The organism is Gemmatimonadaceae bacterium, assembly GCA_036504815.1.
In the GTDB taxonomy this organism is placed as follows: domain Bacteria; phylum Gemmatimonadota; class Gemmatimonadetes; order Gemmatimonadales; family Gemmatimonadaceae; genus PNKL01.
The window spans coordinates 69,152-90,859 of sequence record DASXUN010000010.1 but is presented as its reverse complement, the minus strand read 5'-3'; the positions used below and the strand labels follow the sequence as shown (position 1 = coordinate 90,859).

Here is a 21,708-nt window from a genome sequence, read left to right as displayed (position 1 = left end):
AGGCGCCAGACGCCCATTGGCGCACCATCCGCACCTCCCACTTCGACGTGCATTTCCCGGCGGAAATCGAGGCGGTCGCGCGGCGTGGCGCGGCGAGCGCCGAGCGCGCCTACGCGCTGCTGTCGCCGCACCTCAAGCCGCCGCGCGGACGCATTGACCTGGCGATCACCGACCATGCCGACTTCACCAACGGCTATGCGTCGGTCTCGCCGACCCCGCGCATCGTGATCTACGCGCGACCGCCGGTGGATGAGCGCTCGCTGCGCTTCCGGCGTGACTGGCTCGACCTCGTCATTGAGCACGAACTGGTGCACGTCTTCCATCTCGATCGCACGCGCGGCTGGTGGCGCGTGGCGCAGGGGATCTTCGGGCGGCAGCCGATGTTGTTCCCCAATGCCTGGGCTCCGTCGTGGCTGCTCGAGGGACTGGCCGTGCACTACGAGTCGGCATTTGGCGCGGGCGGACGCATCGAGGGGCGCATGCTGGTGCCGACGGTGAACGGCAAGGCGGCCGACGATCGGCTGCCGCGCTTTGGCGCCTGGCCCACCTCGGTGCTTGAGTTTCCCGGCGGCGCCAGCGCCTACGCGTTCGGATCGCTGCTGGTGAACGACATGGAGGGAACGGGCGGCCCCGGGAGCGTGGAGCGGTTTGTCGAGCAGTCGTCGGGCCGGCGCGTGCCGTGGAGCTTCGAGCGCACCGCGCGCCACGCGTTTGGCACCACCTTCGCGGCGCAGTGGCGGCGGTTCGCCGACTCCGTCACGCGCGCGGTGCGCGCCACGCCGCCGCTCATTCCCGCCCGCGCGCTGACCGTCGCGTCTTGGGTGACGCGGCATCCGCGCGCCGCCGCCGACGGCCGCCTGCTCTTTACCGCGTCCAACGGCCGCGACGAAACCGCGCTGTACGAACTGCCGGCCACGCTCGACGCCCCGCCGCGCCGCATCGCGCGGCGCAACTCGCTCGACGCCAATGTGGCGTTGGCCGATGGGCGCATCGTCTTCGCGCAGTCGGAGTGGATGGACCCGTGGCGACTGCGCTCCGATCTCTGGGTGCGCGAGACGAACGGACGGGAGCACAAGCTCACGCACGGCGCGCGCCTGATCGCCCCCGACGCGCGAGCGCGCGACGGCGCCATCGTGGCCGTGCAGGTGGTGGCGGGAACCACGCGCCTCGTGCGCGTGGGCGCGGACGGCGCGCTGACGCCCCTCACCACCGCGAACCTCGACACCAACTGGAGCGCCCCGCGCTGGTCGCACGATGGCACGCGACTGGCGGCGACGCGCTGGGTGCGTGGCGGCGTGATGAGCATTGTCGTGCTCGACTCCCTGGGGCGGTTGGTGCGGGAGCTTGCCGCCGCGGCCGCGGTGCTGGATGAACCCGCGTGGGCCACCGACGATCGGTCGCTGCTGTTCAGCGTCAATGCCAGCGGCACGGCCGAAGTATGGAGCGTGAATGTCGACGGCGGAGAGGCGCGACGCGTGTCGGGAGGCGCGACCTCGCTCGACACGCCGACGCCGGTGGCCGGCGGCTATGTTGCCATCGAAACACGCGCGCGCGGCGAACGTCTGGTGCTCGCCCAGCTCTCGGCGAGACGCGGCGCGTCGCGCGCGGCGGCCGACACGTCGCGCCCGGAGATCGCGAAAGACTCGGGCGCGATTGCCGCGTCGGCGTCCCTCACTGGCGCCTCGATGGCGCCCGCCGCCGTTGATAGCGGCGCGGTGCGGCCGTATCGCCCCCTCCGCCAGCTCGTGCCGCGCTTCTGGCTGCCGATGGTGGAAACCAGCGACGAGAACCGCACGCGCTACGGCGCGTGGACGGGCAGCGGCGACATCACGGGGCGTCATGCGTACGCCGCCATGCTGCTGCACGAACCGCGTCGCAACGAAAATGTTGGCAGCTTCGCGTATCGCTTCGCCGGCCTCGGCATGCCGCTGGTGGACCTTGCCGTGAAGCAGAGCTGGGACCATACGCCGCTGGCGGACAGCACGCACGCGCAAGTTGGCGTGCTCGCGCGCCGCCGACGCCACGCCGGCGCCGCGCTCACGGTCATCCGGCAGCGCTCGCGCACCGTGGCGCTGCTGAGTGGCGGCGCCGAGATGGAGTGGCGCGACTTCGTCACCGATCCCGCGCCGCTCATCACCCACCTGGGGAGCCCGCTGTTCCTGCAGACGCTCAAGTATCCGACCTTCACCGCCGTCGCCGCGTGGGCCAACACGCGCTCGCCGATCCTCGCTTTCGGTCCGGAAGACGGCGTGGCGCTGTCGGCGGGCGGCCGCTGGCGCTGGCGCACCGACGACCGCGCGGCGACGCAATCGGCGACGTACACCGGCACGGCGGCCGTATACAAGTCACTCGGGTTCCTGCCGGGAGCGTGGCACCACGTCATTGCGGTGCGCGCCGCAGCAGCGACGGCCGACGACAAGACCAACACGGAACTCGAAGCCGGCGGCGTCAGCGGGTCGTCCGCCGAGGTTGCGCCGGGCGTCGTGATTGGCGACGCGCAGCGCACCTTCTTCGTGCGCGGCTTCGCCCCCGGCGTGCAGCGGGGCATCCGCGCGCTCGGCGCGACCGCCGAATGGCGCGCGCCGCTGGCGCTCACGAACTGGGGCACAGGGTTCATGCCGTTCTTCGCGCAGCGACTGAGTGCCATCGCATACACCGACGTCGGCGCGGCGTGGTGCCCGGCCGGCTCGCGCCAGGGAACCATCGGCTGCCCGCGCGGCGAAACGCCGCGCGCGTGGATGCGTTCGGTAGGCGGCGAACTCACGCTCGACGCCGCAGTGCTCAACTACGACATCCCCTACCGCCTGCGCGTCGGCTACGCCAAGCCCGTGCAGGGGCGCGCGTACGCCAGTTCCCCCAACGGCAGTGCCTATTTCAGCCTGGGCCTCAGTTTCTAGTCACCCCCGCCTCCGCCCCTTGTCTGTTGTTTCTCTGTTGTCTCTCTGTTTTCTCTCTGTTGTTTCTCTGCCACTATGCCCTACGTCCACCCCGCCGCCGTGCTAATCGGCTCCGTCACCCTCGGCCGCGACGCCTCGGTCTGGCCCACGGCGGTGCTGCGCGGCGACAGCGATACGATTGTCATCGGCGACGAGACCAACGTGCAGGATGGGACCATCATCCACGTCGATCCCGGCAAGCCGGTGCGGGTGGGTAATCGCGTGACCATCGGGCACCGCGCGGTGATCCACGGCTGCACCATCGAGGATGATTGTCTCATCGGCATCGGCGCCATCATCCTGAACGGTGCGGTCATCGGCACCGGGTCGATGGTCGGCGCCGGCGCGGTGGTGGCCGAAGGAATGAAAGTGCCGCCGGGCTCGCTGGTGCTCGGCGTGCCCGGCAAGGTGGTGCGACCAGTGGACGCCGAGCTGCGCGCGCGGATAGAGCGCGGCGCGAAGTCCTACGTGGAGAAGATCCGAGCGCTCGGCGCTTAATCGCGCGGCGCGCGCCGCCCGCGCCTTCGCCGCCTAGGTGAGCGCCGCGAGCACGCGCTCGTACACCGTGAAGTGCCACCCCGAATGGAAACGCTGGCCGCGCTCAGCGAATCCGTTCCGTTCGTAGAAACGGCGCAGGGGGATGTTGGCCTGCAGCACATCGCAGCGCACCGCCGAGGCGCCGTCGCTGGCGCACTGCTCGGCAACGTGCTGCAGGCACCAGCTGCCGATGCCGCGGCCCTGGTGTCGCGGATCGACGGCCAGGCGGTTCAGGTAGCGCGCGATCGCGTTCGGGGCGTGCCAGTCGATGCCCGCGTATGGATGCGTGGGAATGGGGCGCAATACGTACGTTGCAACAATCTCCCCTGCACCCTGCACACCGTCGCGCACCAGCCACACAATCCCGTCGCTCACATTCTCGGCCACGCGTTCGCGCGGATAGGGCGGAATCCAGTTGGGGAAGCCGCGCGCCGCCAGCCGGGCGCCGGCGGCGGCGAGCAGGGTGTGCACCGCGTCGATATCGTCAGCAGTGGCGGGAAGCGCGACGAGGGTTGTCACAGGACTGAGAAATTACCCTGGTCACGCGGTGACGTAACCTCGCGGGCGCATCGTTCGTCGCTAATACGGCCCGTGCTTGCAGGCAAGATCTAGCGGGTGATGAAAGCAACTGATACTATGAGCGCCCACCCTCGGGGCGCTTCGTTTTCGGTCCTGGTCGGTCGGCTTGAAACTGTAACTATCCAGTGTTGCTGTAAGAAGTTACGACAGCTCATACATATGCCGTTTTCGATGTCTTTCTGCTGTCGTTTCAATTCCTCGGTAGTGTCGCTGTGGGAAAAGGCGTTTATCCACAGCGCCGTTACACGAAAGTGACTCTGGTTTGCAAAGTTGCTATTTCACAAGGGGTTAGAGTGTTCTTGCGCGGACTCACGATCCGCGTAGCTTGACGCCCCTGCGCTTGATCGGTTCGGTTCGCCCCCCGGCACCATTCCGAACAAGAAGTTCAGGACTGCTTTCATACTGCGGAGAAGTAGAAGATGCCACTGCCCGTCAATCCTCCGGCCTCCCCGGACACGCTGTCCGCGAATGCGCGTACCGTCCTCGAGAAGCGTTATCTCGTCAAGGACAAGTCGGGGAAGCCGGTGGAGACACCGGAAGACATGTTCTGGCGTGTGGCAACTGTGGTGGCCGATGCCGACCGTCGCTACGGTGCATCGGACCAGGCCGTCTACGACACCGCGAAGGCGTTCTATGAATTGATGACCCAGCGCCGGTTCGAGCCGAACTCGCCGACGCTGATGAACGCCGGCCGTCCGCTGGGGCAGCTTTCCGCCTGCTTTGTGCTCCCCGTGGCCGATGCGCTGAGCAACGGGCACGACGGCATCTACGACACGCTGCGCTCGATGGCGCTCATTCATCAGAGCGGCGGCGGCACGGGCTTCTCGTTCTCTCGCCTGCGGCCGAGCGGCTCGATGGTGCGCAGCACGACGGGCGTGGCCAGCGGTCCTGTTTCGTTCATGAAGCTCTACGACGCCTCCACCGAGGCGGTCAAGCAGGGCGGCACGCGCCGCGGCGCCAACATGGGCATCCTGCGCGTCGATCATCCCGACGTGCTCGACTTCATCTCCTGCAAGGAAGACCTGACGCAGGTGGTGAACTTCAACATCTCCGTGGGCATCACGCGCAAGTTCATGGACGCGCTCAAGGCCGACGGCGAGTACGAACTGATCCATCCGTCCACCCAGCAGGCGGTCGGGACGCTCAAGGCCCGTGACGTCTGGGACAAGATGATCCTGGGGGCGTGGCGCACCGGCGAGCCCGGCGTCTTCTTCATCGACGAAGCCAACAAGTACAACCCGGTGCCGCACCTCGGTGCCTACGAGGCCACCAACCCGTGCGGCGAGCAGCCCCTGCTGCCGTACGACGTGTGCAACCTCGGCTCGGTGAACATCGGCATCTACGCCGAGGGCGGGTCGATGAACTGGGAAGCGCTGCGCGCCGACATCCGGCTGGCGACGCACTTCCTCGACAACATCATCGACGTCAACAAGTATCCGCTCCCCGAGATCGACCAGCTCAGCAAGCGCATCCGTCGCATCGGCCTGGGCGTGATGGGCTTTGCCGACGCGCTCATCAAGCTGGGCATCCGCTACGACTCGCCCGAGGGCGTGGAGTTCGGCCGGCGCGTGATGGAGTTCCTCGATGTCGAGGGGAAGGCGCAGAGCGAGGCGATGGCCAAGCAGCGCGGGGCGTTCCCCGAGTGGGCGCAGAGCATCTGGGGCCCCGACGAGACGTGCGCGCGCGACGCCGACGGAAACCGCATCCGGCCGATGCAGCTGCTGCGCAACTGCAACGTGACGACGGTCGCGCCCACCGGCACCATCTCCATCATCGCCGGCTGCTCGTCGGGGCTCGAGCCGCTCTTTGCCGTGGCCTTCATGCGCAACCAGGCCGGCGTGATGATGCCCGATGTGAACGAAGATTTCGTGGCGATGGCCAAGGCCGGTGGCTGGTACAGCGACGAACTGATGGAGCGCATCGCGAAGACCGGCACCATCAACCATCCCGAAGTGCCCGTGAAGGTCAAGGAGATCTTCCGCACGGCCAACGAGATCCCGGCCGAATGGCACATCCGGATGCAGGCCGCGTTCCAGTTGCATTGCGACAGTGCCATCAGCAAGACGACCAACTTCGCGCACACCGCGACGGTGGACGACGTGCGCACCATCTACGAGCTGGCGTACGAGCTCAACTGCAAGGGTGTGACGGTGTACCGCGACGGGTCGCGCGACGGGCAGGTGCTCTCTACCGGGGCGACTGCCGATGCGGCGGCTAAGCGGAAGGCGGATGGCAGTGGGCTGACCGCGGACGCGTCTGACGCACTCGAACTCAAGGAGCACATCGCCGAGGTCGAGATGGAGAACGAGCGGCTCAAGAAGCTGCTGTTCGACGCGGAAGCCGAGAATCTCAACCGGCGGATGAAGCGGGCGCGCCCGGGCAAGCTGCGCGGGACGACGATTCGCAAGGAGACGCCGCTGGGCGTGATGTTCGTGAACATCACGGAAGACGAGAAGAGCCAGCCGTTCGAGGTGTTCATCAACCTCGGCAAGGCCGGCGGGAGCGCGATGGCGGACGCCGAGGCGCTCGGCCGCATGCTGAGCCTGGCGCTGCGCAGCGGGATCCCGCTGATGGAGATCCACAAGCAGCTGCGCGGCATCTCGAGCGATCGCGTGGTGGGGCTTGGCCCCAACAAGGTGATGTCGATGCCCGACGCGGTGGGCCAGGCGCTGTACGAGTGGTGGCAGGACAAGCAGGGGGTGCAACAGGACCTGCTCGCCACGCCGGTAGCCACCACCCCGTCAATGCCGCAGGCGCAGGTGCCGGTGTACGTGCCCGTTTCAGCGGGCGGCGGGCAGCAGCAGATGGAGCAGAACGCGCACGATCAGGGCGCATTCATCGGCTCGTGCCCGGACTGCGGGTCGCAGCTCGAATACGCGGAGGGGTGTGTGAAGTGTCACACTTGTGGGTTCTCGGAGTGCGGGTGAGGGCAGCTGTACTAACTCTTTCCCGAGACTAGTCTACGCCCCTCCTGATCCTGCGATTGGGAGGGGCATGGTGTGGAGGCGGCAATGAGCTACCACACAAACTTCTGGGGCCATTTCACCATCACGCCGCCGCTCGACGCGGCGGCGCTCGAAGTACTGCGCGGGCGTCTCTCTGATGACTGGAGTAAGTCCGCCGTCTTCGCCGACCGCTCTCGGCCGGTCGCTGCCTGTCACTGGGAGCCAACCCCGGACGGCGCGTCCCTCGTGTGGAACGAGGTCCAGAACTTCCGCGACTACGACGTCTGGCTGCGGTACCTCGTCGAGCAGTTCTTCGCGCCGCACGGACACGTGCTCGACGGCGAGATGCGCTTCTCGGGGGAGGATGACGCGGACGAAGGTGTTATCAGCATCACGCGGAGTCGGGTGATGGTGGAACCGATCGAGCCGGCCTTCTAGCCGATGGCGTCGCGCCGCCCTTCCGCCCCGGAACCGGGAAGTCCGTGGACGCGTGCCGAGGTGGACGCGCTCGTCGCCGACTACCTCGACATGTTCGCCCGTGAGCTGGCCGGCGAGCGCTTCAACAAAGCGGCACATAACCGGGAACTGCATAGCCTGCTCCCGGCACGGCGCAAGCAGGCCATCGAGTTCAAGCATGCCAACGTCAGCGCTGTACTCGTTGACCTCGGCTTTCGGTACATCGACGGGTACAAGCCGCGCGCCAACATCCAGGGCATCCTGCGCGACGTCGTTCAGCAGCGCCTGGCCGAGCGTCCTGATATCGTACGACTGATGTCGGAAGCAGCGGACATGGCCGAGCCGCTGCCAGTGCCCGACGAGGATCGACTCCTGACCCTCGTACCCACGCCCCACGCCGAGCCGACGCTGCGGAAGATCGGCGAGACATTCGTCCGAGCGCCCACCATCGGTCACCCGGATTTCTTGCGTCGGGAAGCCGCCAACAGTTCGCTGGGACTTGCCGGTGAGCTGGCGGTGCTGCGCTTCGAGCACCATCGCCTGTGGACCGCCGGCAAGCGTCGGCTCGCCGACGCCATTGACCACGTCTCCCAAACGAAGGGCGACGGACTCGGCTACGACATCCACTCCTTCGAAGCCAGCGGCGCTGACCGCCTGATCGAAGTGAAGACTACGCGCGGCGGTGTCGCGATCCCGTTCTTCGTCTCCCGGAACGAAGTTATTGTCTCCCAGGCGCGCGAGCAGGAGTACCACCTGTATCGCGCCTTCGACTTCAATCGTTCGCGACAGCTCTTCACGGTGCGCGGCGCGTTGCCCGAGACCTGCGTGCTTGAACCCACGGCCTATCGCGCAGTGCCGCGCTGAACTAAGAAGCGCTCTGCCAACGACGATGTCTCAAACCGAAGGCGGACGCGGCCACTCATCAAGCGCCGCGCTCGCTGGTGTTGCGTGTAGTACGGCAATAGGTAATACTTACTACCGTATCTATCGGAACCCACCATGCCCCGCAGCGCTTCGCGCCCCAAGAAGGCCCATATCATTCCCCGACGCCGCCGTGCCGACTCCAAGACGGTGAAGAAGACCTTCACCCTCGCCGAGGAGACCGTCCGCCGCCTCGGCGCAGCGGTGCGCGAGGGTGACGCCGCGAACCTCAGCGCGTACGTCGAGGCGGCCATCGAGGAGAAGCTGCGCCGCTCGACGCGCGAGGAGCTGTACGGCGCGTATCAGGTGGCCGCGCGTGACGCGACCTTCATGGCCGATATGCGCGGCGTGGCCAGGGATTTCAAGCGCGCGGCCGCCGACGGCCTGCGCGACGACTGATGGCGTTCAAGGGGCCCGTCCACCAGTGGGACACGTTCGTTGCCGACCTGGAGTATCCCGTCGGCAGCGAGCAGGGCGGCGCGCGCCGGCCGGTGATCGTCGTCTCCAACGACGGCTTCAACAGCGCCTTTCCCGTGGTCACCGTCGTGCCGCTCACCAAGCGGGAAGGGAAGAAGCGCCGCGTCTATCCGTTCGAGGTGGTCATTCCGGCCAGGCTTGCCGGCAATCGGGTGGAGAGCATCGTGATGCCCTACCAGATTCGCACCATAGACAAGGCACGGCTGCTCGAGCCGCTCGGTCGCGTCGCCGACGCCGCGGTCCGACGCGCGATCGAGGACCGGCTCATCGAGCACCTGGGCATCGCGTTCGATGATCCTGCAGGAGACGAGTAGGTACTGAGGCGTCGCTCCACCCGCGCAAGCGAACCCTAACCCCGCCTTAAGCCGATCCTAATCTCTCTCCCGCAGTGGCCTTCATCTTGGCGCGCTATGCTGGGCCCGACGGACGGAGTTGCCAGTGGCACCGCAACCACCATCGGGAGGCCTCATGTTCAGCAACCTGCTTGCCTCGCGGGCGCCGAAACCGGGCGTGCTTGGCGGGAACTTCCTCAGCGGCTCGCTGCACGTGCTGCTCATCTGGGGGGCGGTCGTCGCCACCGCCAACGCCGGGGAGAAGGTGCGCCAACGGCGCGAGGAGAAGGCGCGGTACCTCGACGTGCGCAAGGAGCCGGTCCCTGATCAGCACAAGAAGCAGCCCACGGACGCCGGGCTGGCGAACGTCGTGAAGGGTCATCAGGTGCTGATACCACCGATCGACGTCCCGGACGCGATTCCCGCCATCGACCTCTCGCGCCCGCCCACGCGGGAGGGTGATTTCACCGGGATGGGCTTGCCGGGGGGATTCGGTACCGGGGAAGTTCCGCTCGTGGTCGCCGAGCCGAAGCAGACGTATTTCGACTTCGAGGTGCAGAAGCCGGTGGTCCAGGCGCCGGGATCGGCTGCGCCGCGCTATCCGGAGCTCCTCAAGTCGAGCGGCGTGGAAGGCGAAGTGCTCGTGGAGTTCGTCGTGGACAGCACGGGGCGCGCCGAACCGGCGTCGCTGAAGGTGCTCAGCAGCTCGCACGAACTCTTCGCGCTCGCCGTCAGGAACGCCCTCCCGGGCATGCGCTTCCTCCCGGCCGAGATCAACGGCCGCAAGGTGAAGCAGCTGGTGCGGCAGCCGTTCATGTTTGCCCTGCAGCGGTAGTGCGGGCCGGGGACCGCGGCCCGATGCGCATCGATCAAGTGACGCCGAATGCCCGGCGCGACGTGCCGTCGCGCTTGGCCTGCGCGGCGACGAGCAGGCGTTCTACGAGCGCCTGCGGCCGAGCCTCGACGATCAACGCCGCTCGCGTGGCGGGGTTCACGAGTCCGGCGCGCTCGCCCATCTCGAGCTGGCGAAGCACGGGCGCGTAGTAGCGCCCGGCGTTCAGCACGCCAACGGGGAGCGCCAGCGCGCCCGTCTCGATGAGGGCGAGCGCCTCGAACAGTTCGTCGAGCGTTCCCACACCGCCCGGGAGCACCGCCGCGAAGTCGGCGTGCTTCAGGATGGCGGCCTTGCGCGCGCTCAGCGACGGGGCCACGTGCAGGCGCGTCAGCCCCGCCGGCGTGAGGCCCTTGCCGTGGAAGAGGCGCGTCGTGTATCCAATCACTCGTCCACCCGCGTCGCTCGCGGCGCGCGCCACGAGGTCCATCACGCCGCTCTCGACGGCGCCATACAGCACGTCAACCTGGTGCGCGGCGAGCGCTGCGCCAAACGCGCTGGCGCTCCGGCGGAGCAGGGCGGACCTGGGCGTGCGACTCGCGCAGAAGACGGCGCACGCCCAGTTGGCCGGGCGGCGCGCCGTCACCGGCGCACGCGCGTCACGCGCAGCTCGAGACAATCGGGCCGGCTGTAGTGGCCCGCCACGTCGAGGGTCATCGACTCCTCGCGCACGCGGCTCAGGTCGGCGTCGGCAAAGAGGATGACGGGTTCATCGTACACCGGTGCGGCGAGATACGCGCCGTCGGGCCCGATGATGGCGCTGCCGCCACGCAGTACCCACTGGTCGGGCGACGTGACGCGGTCGGCGTGCGGCGAGAGTTCTGCCGGCAGGCTGCTGGCGCGCATCAACGACCCGGCGGCCAGCACGAAGCAGCGTCCTTCGAACGCGTACTGCCGGCTCGCCACCTGATGCATCTCGTGCACGGTCGGCCACGCGGCAACGTGCAGGTCCTCGCCCGACTCATGGAGCGCCTGCCGGGCGAGCGGCATCCAGTGCTCCCAGCAGACGAGTCCGCCCACGCGACCGGCCGGCGTGTCCACCGCTTGCAGGCCGGCGGCGTCGCCCGCCCCCCACACGAGCCGCTCGGTATACGTCGGCATCAGCTTGCGGTGATGGTTCAGCAACTGGCCCGTCGGCCCATACGTCAGCAGCGAGTTGAAGAGCGTGCCGCGCGCCGGCCCTTCCGCGATGCGCTCGACGACGCCGACCACGAGGGTGATGCCGCACTCGGCCGCGATGCGCGCCAGCGCCGCGCCGCTGTCGCCCGCGACGTCAACGCTCTCGGCCGCCATACGGCCGAACACGGCCTTGGTGGGCGCGTGGTTCCACAACGCGGCATCGCGGCACACATCCAGCCACGCCGGGTACCCCGGCAACCAGGTCTCGGGAAAGACGACGAGCGCGGCGCCGCCGGACGCGGCGTCGCGCGCCAGCGCCGTCGTGCGCGCGAGGCCCTCGGCCAGGGTGGGCGAGACCTCGGCTTGCACGACGGCCACGCGCACGGGAGCGCTCGACGAATTCATGGAGAGAATCTGACCGATCGCGTCGAACGCGGGTAGTATCGGGTATGACCTCGCGCCTCTTCCTTGTCGCCTCCGCCGCCCTCCTCGGCGCGGCCTGCGGCGACTCACGCATTGGGCCACCCGCGGTAATTACTGGCGACTGGGGTGGCGTGCACGCGGGGCTCGTTGCGACACCGGACAGCGGGACACTCGAATACGACTGCGCCGCGGGGCGCATCACCGAGCCGCTGCGCCCGCGCAGCGACGGCAGCTTCACGGCGTACGGCACGCACACGCCGGGGCACGGCGGCCCGATCCGCATCGACGAAGTGATGCCGAAACGCCCGGCGCGATACACGGGGCGCGTGGACGGCGATCACCTGACGCTCACCGTCGTGATGACTGATTCGGCGATGATGGTGGGAACCTTCGACCTCTATCGCGGCCGGTCGCCGCACGTCTTCAAGTGCCTGTAGGCACTCCGGGCGCCGGCGCGGCGCTACGCCTCGGCCACAGGGAGAGCGCCAGGCCCGCGACCATCATCGCGAACAGCACGCGGTTCACCACCAGCCCGCCGGCCGCTCCCGTCCGCTCGATCGGCACGTAGAACAGGGCGAGCGAGCGTGCCAAATACTCGAGCGCCAACAGCGCCAGCATCAGCGGCACCGCGCTGCGGTAGCGCGCCAGCGCCAGCAGGCAGAGCGCGTAGAAGGGGAGGCGCGCGACCCCGATGAGCGCGAACATCGCCACGACCGTCTGGGCTGCGGCCGGCGAGTACGCGTCCAGCGGCACACCGTCGGCCGACGACGCCACGAAGCGTCCCAGAAAAATTGACACGAAGCTCTGCAGCAGCTTGACGGTGACGACCGCGCCGAGCAGCCACAGCGCGATGCGCGAGCCCCGGTACGTGTTGTCGAGGCGAGACGGGAAAAGCTGGCTGAGCATTGCGGGATCTCCGGCGGTCGGGAGGACGGCGCGCTCTCTCGGGTGGCCTACGACGCCGCTGCCCGTGGAGTTTCTGAACTTGCATCGCGGCGACGCCCTGAAGAGCTTAACGCCGGGCAGATCGCGACGACGCCGTCCCCGGAGTGAGTGGTGACCGAACAAGACTTTGCCAACGTCTACGCCGACACCGCGCGGGCCGAAGCCTACGCCAACCTGGAGTATCCGGGCACCTACTACCTGGCGTTTCGCGACATTCCCGCGTTGCTCGGCGCGCACGTTCGCGGAACGCGGGCCCTCGACTTCGGCTGCGGGACGGGGCGTTCCACGCGATTCCTTCGCGATCTCGGATTCCACACGGTCGGCATCGATATCGCCGAGCCGATGCTCGCGCTGGCGCGCGAGCGGGACCCGCAGGGCGATTACCGGCTCGTGCCGGCCGACGCGCCGCCGGCGCTGGAGCGCGGCGGCTACGACCTGGTCTTCGCCGCCTTCACGTTCGACAACGTGCCGACGACGGCCAGGAAGATCGAGATCTTCGACACACTCGCCGCGTCACTCGCCGCGCGCGGTTGCATCGTGATCATCGTCTCCGACCCGGCCATCTACCGGCACGAGTGGGCGTCGTTCTCCACCCGCGATTTCCCCGAGAACCACCGCGCCCGGGACGGCGAGCTGGTCCGCTGCGTGATGCTCGACGTGCCGGATCGCCGCCCGGTGGATGACATCCTGTGCACGCCCGAGACGTACCGCGCGATCTTCGCGCGCTGCGGCCTGCGCGTGGTCGAGGAGCATCGCCCGCTGGGGCGCGCCGATGAGCCGTACGCCTGGGTGAGCGAGACCGCGGTGCCGCCGTGGACCATCTATGTGCTGGCGCGCGCCGAGACCAATGAGGGCGCAGCGGCAGCTGAGGCGTGAGGTGGCTGTCCTACGATTGAGCGTGGGAAGGGCGCGGCACTCGCGATCGCCGTGAAGTTCGGACGATTCCGATAAGCAGCGCGGCGATCACGGCGAGCAACGCCAGGCTCCACGTCGTGTTGAGCGCGCCGCTGTGGGCGATGAGCCAGGGGACCTCACCCTTGGGGGCGTTCTTCATCGTGCCGAGCGAAATCACCATCATCGCATCGACGACGTAGTGCACCACGAGCGGCGCGAAGAAGCTGAACCGCAGCGCCAGCCAGGCAAACCCGACGCCGATAAGGAACGTGTCGACCAGGCGCGACGGGCCGTGGCCGGGCAGGTGGTAGATGGCGAAGAGCAGTGAAGGGAGCAGCAGGTACGTCCACTGCGCCCAGCGGCGCGCCGCCGGAAATCGCGTGTTACACCAGAGCAGGGCGAGGAGCGGCAGTCCGCGCGCCGTGACTTCCTCCCACGCCGGGTTGTGCCAGAGCGCGAAGATGACGCGGTCGACGCGGCCGGCGAAGACCATCGTGCGCGCCGTTTGCAGCTCGCGCCACCCGGTGAGCGCGTTCACCGCCGAGCCGGCGGCCACCGCGATTGTGACGATCGCGACGCCCGCGAGCACGGCCGGGCCGAGCGTGCGACGTCGCCCCAGCCAGACGATGCCGGCGACGTACGAGACGATCATCGCGCCAACGCTCAGCCACGCGGGCATCGTCACCGACCACGACCACTCGCTGCCGGGCCAATAGAGCAGGCGGACCGCCGAATCGCGAGAGAGGAAGCCCGACTCGTCCAGTTGGCCGACCGTGGCGACCGCCGGCACCAGCAGGGCCACGATGAGCGCGGCTTGCACGGGCCAGAACGACGCCGCCTCGCGAAGCGCCACGATGCGGCTGGCGCTGCGGCGGAAGTTCGAGGTGCGACCTTCAGGCGCGGCGACGGTTTGCATGACGCGTCTACGGTGCGAAGAGGCGCGGGTCACGCAGCGTGCCGTTCCACGGCCGCAGCCAGACGAATCCGTTGAACGCGTGCGCGAGATACTTGTTGACGGAGTCCATCTCCGTCGGCGTGTACTGCGTCTTGTGGCACGCATACTCGTCGCGCTGTGCCTCGAGGTCGCGCGCCTCGAACGGTACGCGCAGGGTGAGCAGCGACTCGGCCATGCCGTTCACGCCGGGGCGCGCGGCGGGGGCGGTGCGCAGGCGCTCGGTGGGGAGGGACGCGTAGAGCAGGTCGAGGTGCGCGTGCCGCCCGTCGCGCTGCACGAGCTCGGTCACCACATCGCCCACCAGCCGGTGATCGGGGTGTCCGGTGCCGCCCTCGGGGCCGAAGGTGATGATCACGGCGGGTGAAAGCGAGTCGATGACCGCCACGAGGGCGGCGCGCAACTTGCCCAGCGCGTCGAATGAAGCGAGCCCGCCGTCCGGCAGGCCGAGCAGGTGCAGCTGGCGTACGCCGAGCCGGTCGGCCGCGCATTGCGCCTCTTTCACGCGCGCGGCGGCCAGCTCCGCGCCGGCCGGGATTTTGGCGAAATCGCGGATCCCCTTGGCCCCGTCGGTGGCGATGACGAGATGCGTCTCGCGCCCCGACCGCGCGAGTTTCGCCAGCAGCGGCGCGATGACGCGCTCGTCGTCGGCGTGGGCGAAGATGGCGACCACGGGTTGGGCGGCCTGCGCGGCGAGGGCGCGCGGGGCAATGGCGGCGAGGGCCGCGGCGAGCAGCGGAGGTGCGATGCGCATCTCCTAAGGTGCCACCGCGCCCGATGGCACGCGAGTTCGCGCTGCCGTATGATTCCGCCGCAGGTCTCGCGGCATCCAAACGGGAGCGACGCATGCAGCTCAAGTTCATCAGCCTCCTGGTGGCCGATCAGGAGCGCGCCCTCGACTTCTATACCCGCGTGCTCGGCTTTCAGAAGATGGCCGACCTTCCAATGGGCGAGTATCGCTGGCTCACCGTGACGTCGCCCGACGGGATTGACGGGGTGGAGCTGGTGCTCGAGCCGATGGCCTTTCCGCCGTCGCAGGTCTATCAGCGCGCGCTGTTCGAGGCGGGCATTCCGGCGACGGCGGTCACCACGCCAGACATCGCGGCCGAGTTCGCGCGCTTGTCGGCGCGCGGCGTCGTCTTTCGCGGCACACCGACCGAGATGGGGCCGGTGACGGTCGTGATGTTCGAGGACACCTGCGGCAACCTCATCAACCTCGTCCAGCCGCCCGCGGCGTAATCAGCGAGCGTCCCCCCGATGCCCCGTTATGTTGCGTTCCTCCGCGGCGTGATGCCGACGAACTGCAAGATGCCGGCGCTCAAGCGCTGCTTCGAGCGCGCCGGCTTCACGGACGTGAAGACGGTGCTGGCGAGCGGCAACGTGGTGTTCGACGCGCGGTCGAGATCAGAGGCCGCGCTGGCGCGCGCCTGCGAGGCGGCCATGCAACAGGACCTCGGCCGCGTCTTCGCCACCATCGTGCGGCCGGCGCCGTATCTGCGCGAGCTCGTCGACTCGGACGCCTGGGCGCGGGCGGGGGTCCCCGCGCACGCCAAACGGGTGATCACATTTCTGCGCGACCCGCTCGATGCGCCGCCCGCGTTGCCCATCGAGCGCGACGGCGCGCGCATCGTGGCGACGAATGGACGGGAGGTCTTCAGCGCTTATCTTCCCACCCCACGCGGGCCGGTCTTCATGACGCTGCTCGAGCAGACCTTCGGCGACCGCGTGACGACGCGCACCGTGGATACGGTGCGGCGGTGCGCCAACGCGTGAGCTGGTGATGCGCCAACACTTTGCCTGTGAGGTCCCCCCGATGCGCCCGTGCCTGCTGCTGTTGCTCCTCGTTCCCGCCGTCGCGTCTTCGCAGTCCGCGTCACTCACCTATCGGCTGGGCAAGGACACGCTCGCCGTCGAGCAGTACACCCGCGGCGCCACCGGCATCACCGGCGAAGTGGTGCAGCGCAGCGGCCCCGCGGTCGTGCGCCTGGCGTACACGATGACGCTAGGCAAGGATGGCCGCCCGACGGCCGCCTCGCTCAAGCGCATGCAGGCCGACGGCACGCCCATCACCGCGGGGGCGGGCGAGTACCGCTTCCTCTTCGGGAGAGACTCGGTGATTCGCGAGTCGGTCTTTGCCGACAGCGTGCAGCGCCGTGCCTTCGCCGCGAAGGGCGCCCTGATCAGCTGGCCCACGTTCATCTACGGCCCCACCGAGGTGCTGGCCGCGCTTCGCCGGAACACCGCCGTCGATTCGGTGCCCGCCGTCGGCGCAGCGGGCAACCTGAGTTTCATTGGACTGATGCCGCTCAGCGGCGATTCGGTGCGGCTGAAGGGCCCGGGATATCCGATGGTCCTGCGATTTGACGCGAGCTATCGCCTGGAGTCGGTGGATGGCAGCGGAACCACCAACAAGGTGGTGGCCACGCGCGGCCCGGGCGGCGTGGACGTGGCGGCGCTGGCGCGCGCGATGAAACCCACTGGAACGCTGTCGTTGCGCGACGACGTGCGCGCCGCCTTCGGTCCGGGCGGGATGGTGGTGGTGGATTATGGCCGGCCGCAGGTGCGCGAGCGCAGCGTGTGGGGCGGCACGCTCGTGCCGTTCGATTCCATCTGGCGCGCCGGCGCCAACGATGCCACGCATCTCTTCACCACGCGGACGCTCACCTTTGGCGCGACGACCATCGCGCCGGGGATGTACACGCTGTGGGTACAGCACACGCGCGGCGGCACCTTCCTGATCATCAACCGGCAGACGGGGCAGTGGGGCACCGTCTACGACGCGGCCCAGGACGTGGGACGTGTCGAAATGCAGTCGGCGCCGGCGCCGTCGTTTGTCGAGACGCTCACCATTGCGGTGCGCGCGTTGGGCGGCACGCGCGGCGCCCTCGAACTGGCGTGGGGTGACCGCGTCGTGTCCGTTCCGTTTACCGTCAGCGCGGCGCGCTAGCGACGCCGCTAAAGCTTCTGCGCCCGGAAGTTGAGCGTGCCGGAGTAGCCCGTCAGCACGAGCTGGATGGTCCACGTGCCGGCCTGCCCCGCGAGCGTGGGCTCGTTCAGGCTGGCGCTCAGCGCCTTGCTGTACACCGTGAGGCCGGCCGCGTCCCTGATGACGAGCAGCGTCGAGCCCATCGACGTCGTCGTCGAATGATTGATGGTGGCGCGCGTCCCCGTGTTCACCCAGGTGTAATTCCGCGTCGACGTCACGCTCGTGACATTCGTCGCCTGCAACTGGAAGTTGTCGGACGCGTTGCCGATCTGCGGCTGGAACGGCGCGAGCGAGTCGCTGCCGCAGGCGCCCGTCGCGACCAGCAATGCGGCTGGCAGCGCGAGTCGACCCAGGTGTGATACGGCGGTGAGCGAGGACACTGGAACCTCCGGTGGAACAGGTGGGGAGCAAAATAGTACACACAATACCACTTTATACACGCGGTGTGAACTCACGTCCCGTCATCGCGCTCGGCACACGGTAGGACGCACGACGGCAGACGTGTCAGACACCGGCACCGCGGGCGCTACCGGCGTTGCGGACGCTCCGGACCCCGCGGGTGCAGCGGGCGCAGCGGGTGTTGCTGGCATTGCGGGCTTGAGTCGCACGAGGCAGGCCGCAAGGTCACCGGCCAGTCCCGTCAGTCCCTTGTCAATGCGGGTCACGAGACCGAGGTAGTCGCCCACCGGCCACTCTGCTTCGCGTCGATCGGTGTCGCCGCGGGCCACGAGCGCGCCGTCCTCCGCCCGGACGATCTCCCACGACGCCATTACCTGCACCTCGCCCGCGGTCGCTGCCAATCCTTCAGCGACGACGCCTTCGAGGTGCGAGATGTGCAGCTGGATGAGGTAATCGTGCGGCGCTCGCACCTGCCACGGGGCAACGTCGACCGCCAGAATGCCCGGTTCGGCGCGGAGCGCCACCGCGACGGCGCGCATGATGCCGGCACTGGGCTCTTCGCCCCAACGGCGAAACTCGGACGTGGCGATGCGGGACCCATGTCGCACGACAATCGCCGTGGAGGCGAGATACGGCGCGAGGTCAAGGCGTCGCAACCCGACGGTCACCGCCCCGGTGTCGCGAGCTCGCGCGGCGGCCTCCGCTCGCGCGCTGCCGCCGAGCACGTACTCCTCGAGTGGCGGCGTCGGGCGCGCGAGGGAGAAGCACCCGGCCACACTGATCAGGGCGCCGATGCCGATCAGGCGCAGCGTGCCCGTGGCCGGTCCAGTGGTTCGCGTCATCATCTTCCCCCTGTCGGTTTCTTGCCACGCAGCAGCATGTCGGGATTCTGCTCGAGCGCGTTCATGAGCTGGCGCAGCGCATTGGTCGCGTTCTTCAGGTTCACGAGCGACGCCTCCAGCTCGAATCCGAGGCCGGAGTCGGTGGAGAGCAGGCCCTGCGTCTCGTCGATCGACCGGCGCAGCGACTGCAGTGTGGCGTGCATCTCCCTGGTCGCGCCCTTGAGGTCGGTGGCCATGGGGTCGATGGCCGCATTGGCCGTGGCCGCGAGCGTGTCCACCCGCGCCATGGTGCGCGTGAGCTGGGCGGTCATGCCGGGCATCTCCTTGAGCGCCGCGCGGAGTTCCGGCGCATCCACCAGCCGTTGCACGGAATGGGCCGACGCGACGACCGCGGCGTTGATCTCGGGCATGTCGATGGCGGCGAGCATCTGGTTGACCTTGAACAGCACGCTCACGACGTCGGCCACCACGCTCCCCGCGCCCGTGCCGAGGGCGGCCATCAGCGACGGGGTGGTGGGAATCTCGGGCCATTTGGTGGCGCGCGACTCGAGCTCCGGCGGCTTCGCATCCTTCTTGTACGTGAGCTCGACGTAGAGCATGCCGGTCACGATGCTCTCCATCTGGAGCTGCGCCCGCAGGCCGTCGGTGATCTGCGCCTCGAGCACGGGCTGCTGCGACAGGTCCACATAGGTGCCGAGCTGCGTGCGGAGGCTCGTGACGTCGATCTCGTACTCCACCGGCACCTGGAACGTCTTGTCGCGCTCGTCGATCTGGATGAGGATCTTGGTCACGCGGCCCACGGGTGCCCCCTGGAACTTCACCGGCGCGCCTTCCTCGAGGCCGTTCACCGTCTCGCGGAAGTAGCTGACGAAGGTGGTCCGGTGCGTGAACCAGGTGTTGCCCGCCAGAATCGCGGTGCCGGCGACGGCGATGAGGATCGCGCCGATCAGGAACGACCCGATGGCGGTGGGATTTGCGCGCATGCTCACGTGACGCCTTCGCTGCTGCGGGTGAGGAACCGGTGGACCGCGACATTGGGCGGCTGGTCGCGCAACGCGGCGGGAGTGCCCAGCGCCGTCATCGTCTTGGCGTCGATGTCGAGAAAGAGCGCGCGGTCGGCGATGCGGTAGATGCTGGCCAGGTCGTGGGTCACCACGACGATGGTCGTGCCGAAGCTCGCCTTGATCTCGAGCATCAGGTCGTCGAGTCGGCTGGCGCTGACGGGGTCGAGGCCCGACGACGGCTCGTCGAAGAACAGCACGTCCGGATCGAGCGCGATGGCGCGGGCCAGCGCGGCGCGCTTGCGCATCCCGCCGCTGATCGCGGCCGGATAGAACTGGCCGAAGCCGCGCAGGCCGACCAGCGCGAGCTTGAGTTCCACCACGTCGCCAATAGCCGCGGCGCCGAGTGTCGTGAACTCCGTCAGCGGCAGCGCCACGTTCTCGGCCAGTGTCATCCCGCTCCAGAGCGCGCCATTCTGGTAGAGCACGCCCATGCGGCGCAGGATGGTCTTGCGCGCGCTGGCATCGGCCGCGCCGAAGTCGTCGCCGTCCCTCAGAATGGTGCCCTCAGCGGGCGCCTTGAGGCCGATCAGGTGCTTGAGCAGTGTGCTCTTGCCGCTGCCGCTGCCGCCCATGATCACGAACACCTCGCCACGCTGCACCGTGAAGTTGATGTCGTGCATCACGACCCGGGGGCCGTAGGTCATGGTCAGCGCGCGCACGTCGATGGGCGGGGCGACGTCGGGGCCGCGTCCGTCGAGGGGCGGGCCGCGCAGCTCGGTGGGCGGGCCGCTCTCGGAGCGGCGGCGGGCAGACGTGGCGTGCGTCATATCACGAGGAGCGCCGCGAGCCAGTCCACCACGGCGTTGGCGAGAATGATGAGCGTGATGCCGAGGACGACCGCGGACGTCGCGGCGCGACCCACGGCGCCGGCATCGGACCCGGCCTGCAGGCCTTTCAGGCACCCGGCCAGGCCGATGATCGCGCCGAAGATGGTGGCCTTGAAGACGCCGAGCGCCGCATCGGTGAAGACCACCGCGGTCAGCAGGCCGCTCACGAACTGCGTCGGCGTGAGATCGAGCATCGCGACGGCGACCCCCAGCCCGCCGGCGATGCCGACGAGATCGGCATACACCACGAGCAGGGGCATCATCACGAACAGGCCGAGCACGCGCGGCAGTACGAGGTGGTCGACGGGCGAGATGCCGAGCGTGCTGAGCGCGTCGATCTCCTCGGTGATCTTCATGCTTCCCAGCTCGGCGGCAAACGCGGCGCCGGTGCGTCCGGCCATGATGATGCCCGTCATCAGGGCGGCCATCTCGCGCAGGATGCCGAAGCCGACGAGGTACGACACGTAGTAGCCCGCGCCGAACCGCTTGAGCACGACGACGCCGAGGAAGGCGATGATCACGCCGACCAGCAGCGCGATGAGAGTCACGATGGGGAGCGCGCCGGAACTGTTGGACTGCACCACCACCCAGAACTCGCGCCAGCGCATGCGCCCGCGTCCGCGCAGCAGTTGGGCTCCGTGCTGCGCTACCTCTCCCAGGAATGTCGCCGCGATCTTCCCCTCGTCCCAGGCGGCGATGCCGGCGATCCCAACCCTCTGCACGAGCGAAGGCGCCGGCTCCGCGCGCTCCGCGGCGCGCTCCGGCACGGCGCGGGAGAGGGCCAGCAGGGAGGTGATCCGGCCAGGGAGACCTTCGGTGACGAACGAGAGCTGGTGAGCCTCGCAGTACTCCTGGCCCTGACGAAGGAAGACCAGCAGACTGCTGTCCCAGGGGCCGAGCGCGACGGCGTCGACGACCACGGCGCGTATGGAGTGAGCGCCATTCGCGCCGGCGGCGAGCGCCGTCTGCAGCAGGGTCGCGAACCGCGGCGTGGGGCGCTCAAGCTGCCACACTCCAGACACCGCGGTCACGAGCGCGTCACCCTGGCGCGTGACGGCCGCAAGGTTCGCCGCGGCGTGCGCGGTCACGAACGCCGCGCCGCGCACACCGCCGCCTTGCCCTGCAGTCTTTGCTCCGCGCCCATGCACTCCCCGGGTCCGCCGCCGGTGCGCGGCCCACGTG

The 21,708-nt window shown here is 68.7% G+C and carries 24 protein-coding genes; 13 read left to right on the top strand and 11 right to left on the bottom strand.

Going from position 1 to position 21,708, the window contains the following annotated elements; all coding sequences use genetic code 11:
* Window positions 1–47: 47 nt before the first annotated feature.
* Together VGJ96_04595 and VGJ96_04590 are read left to right on the top strand one after the other, a co-directional pair.
* On the top strand, window positions 48–2,897 hold the full coding sequence (locus tag VGJ96_04595) for a hypothetical protein (protein ID HEY3286385.1): 2,850 nt from the start codon (window positions 48–50) through the stop codon (window positions 2,895–2,897).
* Between the two features lie 99 nt (window positions 2,898–2,996).
* Complete coding sequence (locus VGJ96_04590) at window positions 2,997–3,434, top strand: gamma carbonic anhydrase family protein (GenBank protein ID HEY3286384.1); 438 nt, start codon at window positions 2,997–2,999, stop codon at window positions 3,432–3,434.
* Window positions 3,435–3,467: 33 nt separating this feature from the next.
* Here VGJ96_04590 and VGJ96_04585 read toward each other — a convergent pair whose 3' ends face one another.
* Window positions 3,468–3,992 (bottom strand): GNAT family N-acetyltransferase, encoded by a 525-nt coding sequence (locus tag VGJ96_04585; protein ID HEY3286383.1) that lies wholly within the window; start codon window positions 3,990–3,992, stop codon window positions 3,468–3,470.
* 479 nt (window positions 3,993–4,471) lie between these two features.
* Here VGJ96_04585 and VGJ96_04580 point away from each other — a divergent pair, with 479 nt between their 5' ends.
* From VGJ96_04580 to VGJ96_04555, 6 genes are all read left to right on the top strand, one after another.
* Window positions 4,472–6,979, top strand: a complete 2,508-nt coding sequence (locus VGJ96_04580) for a vitamin B12-dependent ribonucleotide reductase (protein ID HEY3286382.1) — start codon at window positions 4,472–4,474, stop codon at window positions 6,977–6,979.
* Window positions 6,980–7,063: 84 nt separating this feature from the next.
* Window positions 7,064–7,435: a hypothetical protein gene (locus tag VGJ96_04575; protein HEY3286381.1), complete on the top strand. Its 372-nt coding sequence runs from the start codon at window positions 7,064–7,066 to the stop codon at window positions 7,433–7,435.
* A 3-nt stretch (window positions 7,436–7,438) separates the two neighbouring features.
* The gene (locus VGJ96_04570) at window positions 7,439–8,317 is read left to right on the top strand and encodes a DUF3883 domain-containing protein (protein ID HEY3286380.1); all 879 of its coding nucleotides are present in this window, start codon (window positions 7,439–7,441) and stop codon (window positions 8,315–8,317) included.
* 135 nt (window positions 8,318–8,452) lie between these two features.
* Window positions 8,453–8,773 (top strand): hypothetical protein, encoded by a 321-nt coding sequence (locus VGJ96_04565; protein HEY3286379.1) that lies wholly within the window; start codon window positions 8,453–8,455, stop codon window positions 8,771–8,773.
* Window positions 8,773–9,165, top strand: coding sequence for a type II toxin-antitoxin system PemK/MazF family toxin (locus VGJ96_04560; GenBank protein HEY3286378.1), 393 nt, complete (start codon window positions 8,773–8,775; stop codon window positions 9,163–9,165). The genes VGJ96_04565 and VGJ96_04560 overlap by 1 nt, the downstream gene beginning before the upstream one ends.
* A 154-nt stretch (window positions 9,166–9,319) precedes the next feature.
* A complete protein-coding gene (locus VGJ96_04555; protein HEY3286377.1) occupies window positions 9,320–10,018 on the top strand; it encodes an energy transducer TonB in 699 nt (232 codons plus the stop codon).
* Window positions 10,019–10,052: 34 nt separating this feature from the next.
* On the opposite strand, the gene VGJ96_04550 is transcribed toward VGJ96_04555, so the two are convergent.
* Both VGJ96_04550 and VGJ96_04545 read right to left on the bottom strand, forming a co-directional pair.
* On the bottom strand, window positions 10,053–10,661 hold the full coding sequence (locus tag VGJ96_04550; protein HEY3286376.1) for an LOG family protein: 609 nt from the start codon (window positions 10,659–10,661) through the stop codon (window positions 10,053–10,055).
* Window positions 10,658–11,599: a carbon-nitrogen hydrolase family protein gene (locus tag VGJ96_04545; protein ID HEY3286375.1), complete on the bottom strand. Its 942-nt coding sequence runs from the start codon at window positions 11,597–11,599 to the stop codon at window positions 10,658–10,660. The genes VGJ96_04550 and VGJ96_04545 overlap by 4 nt, the downstream gene beginning before the upstream one ends.
* Before the next feature lie 44 nt (window positions 11,600–11,643).
* Between VGJ96_04545 and VGJ96_04540 the strand changes: the two genes are divergently transcribed.
* Window positions 11,644–12,054: a hypothetical protein gene (locus VGJ96_04540; protein HEY3286374.1), complete on the top strand. Its 411-nt coding sequence runs from the start codon at window positions 11,644–11,646 to the stop codon at window positions 12,052–12,054.
* On the opposite strand, the gene VGJ96_04535 is transcribed toward VGJ96_04540, so the two are convergent.
* Window positions 12,041–12,523 carry a hypothetical protein gene (locus VGJ96_04535; GenBank protein HEY3286373.1) on the bottom strand — a complete coding sequence of 161 codons (483 nt, stop codon included), beginning with the start codon at window positions 12,521–12,523 and terminating at the stop codon, window positions 12,041–12,043. The two genes, VGJ96_04540 and VGJ96_04535, sit on opposite strands and share 14 nt — an antisense overlap.
* A gap of 150 nt (window positions 12,524–12,673) precedes the next feature.
* On the opposite strand from VGJ96_04535, the gene VGJ96_04530 reads away from it, so the two are divergent.
* The gene (locus VGJ96_04530) at window positions 12,674–13,438 is read left to right on the top strand and encodes a methyltransferase domain-containing protein (protein HEY3286372.1); all 765 of its coding nucleotides are present in this window, start codon (window positions 12,674–12,676) and stop codon (window positions 13,436–13,438) included.
* Window positions 13,439–13,448: 10 nt separating this feature from the next.
* On the opposite strand, the gene VGJ96_04525 is transcribed toward VGJ96_04530, so the two are convergent.
* Complete coding sequence (locus VGJ96_04525) at window positions 13,449–14,372, bottom strand: CPBP family intramembrane glutamic endopeptidase (GenBank protein HEY3286371.1); 924 nt, start codon at window positions 14,370–14,372, stop codon at window positions 13,449–13,451.
* 7 nt (window positions 14,373–14,379) lie between these two features.
* Window positions 14,380–15,162, bottom strand: a complete 783-nt coding sequence (locus tag VGJ96_04520) for a PIG-L family deacetylase (GenBank protein ID HEY3286370.1) — start codon at window positions 15,160–15,162, stop codon at window positions 14,380–14,382.
* Window positions 15,163–15,254: 92 nt separating this feature from the next.
* Here VGJ96_04520 and VGJ96_04515 point away from each other — a divergent pair, with 92 nt between their 5' ends.
* From VGJ96_04515 to VGJ96_04505, 3 genes are read left to right on the top strand one after another with little or no spacing between them, the layout of a single operon-like run.
* Window positions 15,255–15,647 carry a VOC family protein gene (locus tag VGJ96_04515; GenBank protein HEY3286369.1) on the top strand — a complete coding sequence of 131 codons (393 nt, stop codon included), beginning with the start codon at window positions 15,255–15,257 and terminating at the stop codon, window positions 15,645–15,647.
* A gap of 18 nt (window positions 15,648–15,665) precedes the next feature.
* On the top strand, window positions 15,666–16,181 hold the full coding sequence (locus VGJ96_04510; GenBank protein HEY3286368.1) for a DUF1697 domain-containing protein: 516 nt from the start codon (window positions 15,666–15,668) through the stop codon (window positions 16,179–16,181).
* 40 nt (window positions 16,182–16,221) lie between these two features.
* Entirely contained in the window at window positions 16,222–17,355 is a 1,134-nt protein-coding gene (locus VGJ96_04505; GenBank protein HEY3286367.1) for a DUF2911 domain-containing protein, read from the top strand.
* A gap of 8 nt (window positions 17,356–17,363) precedes the next feature.
* Here VGJ96_04505 and VGJ96_04500 read toward each other — a convergent pair whose 3' ends face one another.
* From VGJ96_04500 to VGJ96_04480, 5 genes are all read right to left on the bottom strand, one after another.
* On the bottom strand, window positions 17,364–17,774 hold the full coding sequence (locus tag VGJ96_04500) for a hypothetical protein (protein HEY3286366.1): 411 nt from the start codon (window positions 17,772–17,774) through the stop codon (window positions 17,364–17,366).
* Between the two features lie 81 nt (window positions 17,775–17,855).
* Window positions 17,856–18,635 (bottom strand): ABC-type transport auxiliary lipoprotein family protein, encoded by a 780-nt coding sequence (locus tag VGJ96_04495; GenBank protein HEY3286365.1) that lies wholly within the window; start codon window positions 18,633–18,635, stop codon window positions 17,856–17,858.
* Complete coding sequence (locus VGJ96_04490) at window positions 18,635–19,618, bottom strand: MlaD family protein (GenBank protein HEY3286364.1); 984 nt, start codon at window positions 19,616–19,618, stop codon at window positions 18,635–18,637. The genes VGJ96_04495 and VGJ96_04490 overlap by 1 nt, the downstream gene beginning before the upstream one ends.
* A gap of 2 nt (window positions 19,619–19,620) precedes the next feature.
* On the bottom strand, window positions 19,621–20,466 hold the full coding sequence (locus VGJ96_04485; protein HEY3286363.1) for an ATP-binding cassette domain-containing protein: 846 nt from the start codon (window positions 20,464–20,466) through the stop codon (window positions 19,621–19,623).
* Window positions 20,463–21,614, bottom strand: coding sequence for an ABC transporter permease (locus VGJ96_04480; protein HEY3286362.1), 1,152 nt, complete (start codon window positions 21,612–21,614; stop codon window positions 20,463–20,465). The genes VGJ96_04485 and VGJ96_04480 overlap by 4 nt, the downstream gene beginning before the upstream one ends.
* Between the last annotated feature and the right edge of the window lie 94 nt (window positions 21,615–21,708).